Origin of the sequence: Oscillibacter sp. KLE 1728, from assembly GCF_934833455.1 — a bacterium.
Taxonomy (GTDB): domain Bacteria; phylum Bacillota; class Clostridia; order Oscillospirales; family Oscillospiraceae; genus Oscillibacter; species Oscillibacter welbionis.
The window spans coordinates 1-6,374 of record NZ_CAKVVF010000104.1; the positions used below are offsets into that span (position 1 = coordinate 1).

Consider the following 6,374-nt stretch of genomic DNA (forward strand, 5'->3'; position numbering starts at 1 on the left):
GCACACCCTTCCTTACCGTCGCGGAAAATTTATCACTTTATCGACAGCCTCAGCGGCACACGGATTTCCGTGTGCCGCTTTTTGACTGTGAAGGGACCGGGGCTGTCCGGGGAGACGCTGGACGGTTCGGCGGGGGAATTGTCATTTTCTGAGTTTGAACGGGGGATGTAAGACAAGAAAACGATTTTCGGGGGATAAAAAATAAAAATCCCTTGACAGGCAAGAGATTTCGTGATAGAATAAGTCGCTTATATAAACGGAAGCGGATAGAATCCCATCTTGATTACGAACACAGGATAGCACATCCGCCAACGAAAGGCAATAGGAAACTGAAATAAATTTAACAACTCACCCGAGCGTATCGGATACAATACTTGCCCCGCGGCCGGACAGGGCGGCGGAGCAAAAGAAAGGTGAAAGTGAAGATGGCTAAGGACAAGTACTACGGCAAAACCCTCCGAAAGAATTTTGCCCGGCACGAGGAAGTCATGCCCATGCCCAACCTGCTGGAGATCCAGAAGACCTCCTATCGGGAATTTTTGGACACCGGTCTGCGGGAGGTTTTTGCAGACGTTGGGGCGATCTCTGACTATCAGGGCAACCTGGAGTTGACCTTCATCGACTTCCGGATGGATGAAGCCCCCAAGTATAACGTGGAAGAGTGCAAGGCCCGTGACGCCACGTATGCCGCCCCCCTGAAGGTGACGGTCCGTCTGCGGAACAAGGAGACGGAGGAGATCAAGGAGCAGGAGATCTTCATGGGCGATTTCCCCCTGATGACCCACTCCGGCACCTTCGTCATCAACGGCGCGGAGCGCGTGGTGGTCTCTCAGATCGTCCGCTCTCCCGGCGTGTATTACGGCAAGGAGGTCGACATTAAGACCGACCTGCCCATCCTCACCTCCACGGTGATCCCCTACCGGGGCGCCTGGCTGGAATATGAGACGGACGCCAACGAGGTGTTCTGGGTCCGTATCGACAAGAACCGCAAGCTGCCCATCACCAGCCTGATCCGGGCACTGGGCCTCAAGACCGACGCGGAGATCCTGGACCGCTTCAGCGACGATCCCCGCATCGCGGCTACTCTGGAGAAGGACCCCAGCAAGACGTATGAGGACGCCATGCTGGAGATCTACCGCAAGCTCCGTCCCGGCGAGCCCCCCACGGTGGAAGCTGCCGAGACCCTGATGAACAACCTGTTCTTCGATCCCCGGCGCTACGATCTGTCCGTTGTGGGCCGGTACAAGTTCAATAAGAAGCTGTCCCTCTGGCAGCGGGTCACCGGCTACAAGCTGGCACAGCCTGTGGCAGACCCCGCTACCGGCGAGCTGCTCTTCGATGAGGGCCACCTGCTGAGCAAGGAGGATGCCCGCCTGCTGGACACCGTCGGCGTTGCCGAGGTGGTCATTCTGGTGGACGATCAGCCTCTGCGGGTGCAGTCCAACAAGATGTGCGACCTGAGCCACTATGTGGACTTCGATCCTCTGGCTGAGTGCGGCATCAAGGAGCGTGTCCGCTTCGACGTGCTGCAGGAGCTGCTGGGCCAGTACTCCGGCGAGGAACTGAAGGAGCAGATCAAGCTCCATAAGGACGATCTGGTGCCCAAGCACATCATCATCGACGATATCCTCTGCTCCATCAACTACATGAACGGTCTGGCCCGCGGCATCTCCGTGAAGGACGATATCGACCATCTGGGCAACCGCCGTCTGCGCTGCGTGGGCGAGCTGCTGCAGAACCAGTTCCGCATCGGCTTCTCCCGTATGGAGCGCGTGATCCGGGAGCGTATGACCATTCAGGATCTGGACGTGGTCACTCCCCAGAGCCTCATCAATATCCGGCCTGTTACCGCCGCCATCAAGGAGTTCTTCGGCTCCAGCCCCCTGAGCCAGTTCATGGATCAGACCAACCCTCTGGCGGAACTGACCCACAAGCGCCGTCTGTCCGCTCTGGGCCCCGGCGGTCTGAGCCGCGAGCGCGCCAACATGGAGGTCCGAGACGTGCATTACAGCCACTATGGCCGTATGTGCCCCATTGAGACCCCTGAAGGCCCCAACATCGGTCTGATCTCCTATCTGGCATCCTACGCCAAGATCAACGAGTACGGCTTCGTGGAGGCTCCCTACCGCAAGGTCAAGAAGATCTACGACGAGAACAACAACCTCATCGAGCAGGTCGTCACCGACGAGGTGGAGTATATGACCGCCGATGTGGAGGACGAGTACGTTGTGGCACAGGCCAACGAGCCGCTGGATGAAGGCAAGCACTTCATCCGTCCCCGTGTGTCTGCCCGCCGCCGCGACGAGATCTTGGAAATCGACGCAGAGAAGGTCGATTACATGGACGTTTCTCCGCGAATGATGGTCTCTGTTGCTACCGCTTGCATCCCCTTCCTGGAGAACGATGACTGTAACCGTGCACTGATGGGCTCTAACATGCAGCGTCAGGCAGTGCCTCTGATGGTCACCCAGCAGCCCATTGTTGCTACCGGTATGGAGTACAAGGCTGCTACCGATTCCGGCACTGCTGTGCTGGCCAAGAGCAACGGCGTTGTGGAAAAGGTCGATGCCGACCATGTTGTGGTGCGCAACGAGCAGGGCGCTCTGGAGGATTATTCTCTGATCAAGTTTGCCCGCTCCAACGCAGGCACCTGCATCAACCAGCGCCCCATCGTAGAAGTGGGCGAGACCGTCACCGCCGGTCAGGTGCTGGCCGATGGCCCCGCAATGCGCAACGGCGAGATCTCTCTGGGTAAGAACGCCCTGATCGGCTTCATGACCTGGGAGGGCTACAACTACGAGGACGCCGTCCTGCTGAACGAGAAGCTCGTCCGCGAGGATGTCTACACCTCCATCCACATTGAAGAATATGAGACCGAGGCCCGCGACACGAAGCTCGGACCCGAGGAGATCACCCGCGACATCCCGAACGTCGGCGATGACGCGCTGAAGGACCTCGATGACCGCGGCATCATCCGCATCGGTGCCGAGGTCAAGACCGGCGACATCCTCGTCGGCAAGGTCACCCCGAAGGGCGAGACCGAGCTGACCGCCGAGGAGCGCCTGCTGCGCGCCATCTTCGGCGAGAAGGCCCGCGAGGTCCGCGACACCTCCCTGCGTGTGCCCCACGGTGCCTACGGCATCGTTGTCGACGTCAAGGTCTTTACCCCCGAGAACAGCGACGAGCTGCAGCCCGGCGTGCGTATGTGCGTGCGCTGCTACATCGCCCAGAAGCGTAAGATCAGCGTCGGCGATAAGATGGCAGGCCGTCACGGCAACAAGGGTGTTGTTTCCCGCATTCTGCCGCAGGAGGATATGCCCTTCCTGCCCGACGGCACCCCGCTGGACATCGTGCTGAACCCCCTGGGCGTGCCTTCCCGTATGAACATCGGTCAGGTGCTGGAGGTCCACTTGGGCTATGCTGCCCATGCGCTGGGCTGCAAGGTCGCTACGCCTATTTTCGACGGCGCTACCTACGAGGATATTCAGGCAGAGCTGGTAAAGGCCGGCCTGGATCCCGAGGGCAAGAGCGTTCTGTACGATGGCCGTACCGGCGAGCCCTTCGACAACAAAGTCACCGTTGGCTATGTGTACTTCCTGAAGCTGCACCATCTGGTTGACGATAAGATCCATGCCCGTTCCACCGGCCCCTATTCTCTGGTTACCCAGCAGCCCTTGGGCGGCAAGGCCCAGTTCGGCGGCCAGCGCTTTGGCGAGATGGAAGTTTGGGCTCTGGAGGCTTACGGTGCTGCTTATACTCTGCAGGAGATCCTGACCGTGAAGTCCGACGATGTCACCGGCCGTGTCCGGACCTACGAATCCATCGTCAAGGGCCACAACGTTCCCACCCCCGGCGTGCCGGAGTCCTTCCGCGTGCTGCTGAAGGAGCTGCAGTCCCTGTGCCTGAACATCCAGGTGCTGGATAAGGACGGCAACGTGGTGGATCTCAAGGAGGACGAGGACGCCCTCGATACCTTCAACCTCTCCCGTATGGATGCGGACGATGACCGCCACCGCAACGTTGCGGAGGACGCCGAGTTTGAAGCGTCCGGCTTTGAATTTGAAGACGCGCCGGAGGATGCCGGCGCCGATGTGGATGTTGACTTCGACGACGAATGATCCAGAAGACACATTCGTCACCACAAAACTGGATCATTTGAATCATTGAAGGAGGATAACGCAACATGATCGAAACCAATAACGGCAACAAGTTTGCCTTTGACGCGATTAAGATCGGCATGGCTTCCCCGGAGCAGATCCGGGAGTGGTCTTACGGCGAGGTGAAGAAGCCTGAGACCATCAACTACCGCACTCTGAAGCCCGAAAAGGACGGCCTGTACTGCGAGCGTATCTTCGGGCCTACCAAGGATTGGGAGTGCCACTGCGGCAAGTACAAGAAGATCCGCTACAAGGGTAAGATCTGCGACCGCTGCGGCGTCGAGGTCACCCGTTCCAAGGTGCGCCGGGAGCGCATGGGCCACATCGAGCTGGCCACCCCCGTTTCCCACATCTGGTATTTCAAGGGCATCCCCTCCCGGATGGGCCTGCTGCTGGACATCAGCCCCCGGATCCTGGAGAAGGTGCTGTATTTCGCCAACTATATCGTCACGGACCCCGGCGAGACCCCTCTGACCAAGAACCAGATCCTCTCCGAGAAGGAGTACCGTGACTACCGTGAAAAGTATGAGGATGACTTCCAGGCCGGCATGGGCGCCGAGGCCGTGAAAAAGCTGCTGGCGGATGTGGACCTGGAGGCCCTCTCCGCCCAGCTCCACGCCGAGCTGAAGGACGCTTCCGGCCAGAAGAAGGCCCGGATCGTCAAGCGGCTGGAAGTGGTGGACGCTTTCCGGATCTCCGGCAACAAGCCGGAGTGGATGATCATGGACGTTCTGCCCATTCTGCCTCCCGACCTGCGCCCCATGGTGCAGTTGGACGGCGGCCGCTTCGCCACCTCTGACCTGAATGACCTGTACCGCCGGGTCATCAACCGCAACAACCGCCTGAAGCGCCTGATGGACCTGAACGCCCCCGACATCATCGTCCGCAACGAGAAGCGGATGCTGCAGGAGGCTGTGGACGCTCTGATCGACAATGGCCGCCGCGGCCGTGCCGTCACCGGTGCCAACAACCGTGCTCTGAAGTCCCTCAGCGACTTCCTGAAGGGCAAGCAGGGCCGTTTCCGTCAGAACCTGCTGGGCAAGCGTGTCGACTACTCCGGCCGTTCCGTTATCGTGGTCGGCCCCGAGCTGAAGATCTATCAGTGCGGCGTGCCCAAGGAGATGGCCGTGGAGCTGTTCCGCCCCTTCATCATGAAGAAGCTGGTGGAGGACGGCACCGCCAATAACATCAAGTCCGCCAAGAAGATGGTGGATAAGGGCACCACCGAGGTATGGGACGCTCTGGATGTCATCATCAAGGATCACCCCGTTATGCTGAACCGTGCACCGACCCTGCACCGTCTGGGCATCCAGGCCTTCGAGCCGGTGCTGGTGGACGGTCGCGCTCTGAAGCTGCACCCCCTGAACTGCACCGCGTTCAACGCCGACTTCGACGGCGACCAGATGGCTATTCATGTGCCTCTGTCCGCCGAGGCTCAGGCGGAGGCCCGTATCCTGATGCTCTCTGCCAACAACCTGCTGCGTCCTCAGGACGGCGGCCCCGTCACCGTTCCGACCCAGGATATGGTGCTGGGCTCCTACTACCTGACCATGGACCGCATGGGCAAGGACGAGATCGGCGCTCAGACCGTCTGGTGCGAGGATGCCGGTGACACGAACCTGACCGCACAGAGCATTGTGGACGCGGACGAGTTCCTGGCGGCCAACGCCGCTTTGGAGAAGGGCCAGAAGCCCGCTACCTTCAAGCCTGTTCACATGTACGCCAGCGAGGACGAAGCCCTCATGGCCTACAATGACCGGGCCATCGGTCCCCACTGCCCCATTCTGGTACGCCGGACGCTGGAGGTCAACGGCGAAAGCGTTACCCGCGTGGTGCCCAGCACCCCCGGCCGGATCATCTTCAACAAGAACATTCCTCAGGATCTGGGCTTCGTGGACCGCAGTGATCCCGAGCACATCTGCGACTACGAGATCACCTTCACCTGCGGCAAGAAGCAGCTGGGCCAGATCGTGGACCGCACCATCAACAAGCACGGTTTCACCGTGGCTTCCGAGGTGCTGGACGCCATCAAGTCCACCGGCTACCATAACTCCACTATCGCCGCCATCACCGTTTCCATCGCGGATATGACCATTCCTCCCAAGAAGTACGAGCTGGTCGCCGCTTCCGAGCAGATGGTGGTGGACATCGAAAACCAGTACAAGATGGGCTTCATGACCGACCACGAGCGCTACAAGCAGGTGGTGCAGGTCTGGG

General features: G+C 59.8%; 2 protein-coding genes. Both read left to right on the plus strand.

The genetic code is table 11. The features are described from left to right. Positions 1-425: 425 nt before the first annotated feature. Positions 426-4,118, plus strand: a complete 3,693-nt coding sequence (gene rpoB / locus QVE23_RS09975; protein WP_287968114.1) for a DNA-directed RNA polymerase subunit beta — start codon at positions 426-428, stop codon at positions 4,116-4,118. Positions 4,119-4,183: 65 nt separating this feature from the next. Beyond that, positions 4,184-6,374 (plus strand): DNA-directed RNA polymerase subunit beta' (gene rpoC, locus QVE23_RS09980; protein ID WP_287968115.1); only part of this gene is annotated, 2,191 nt, incomplete at its 3' end.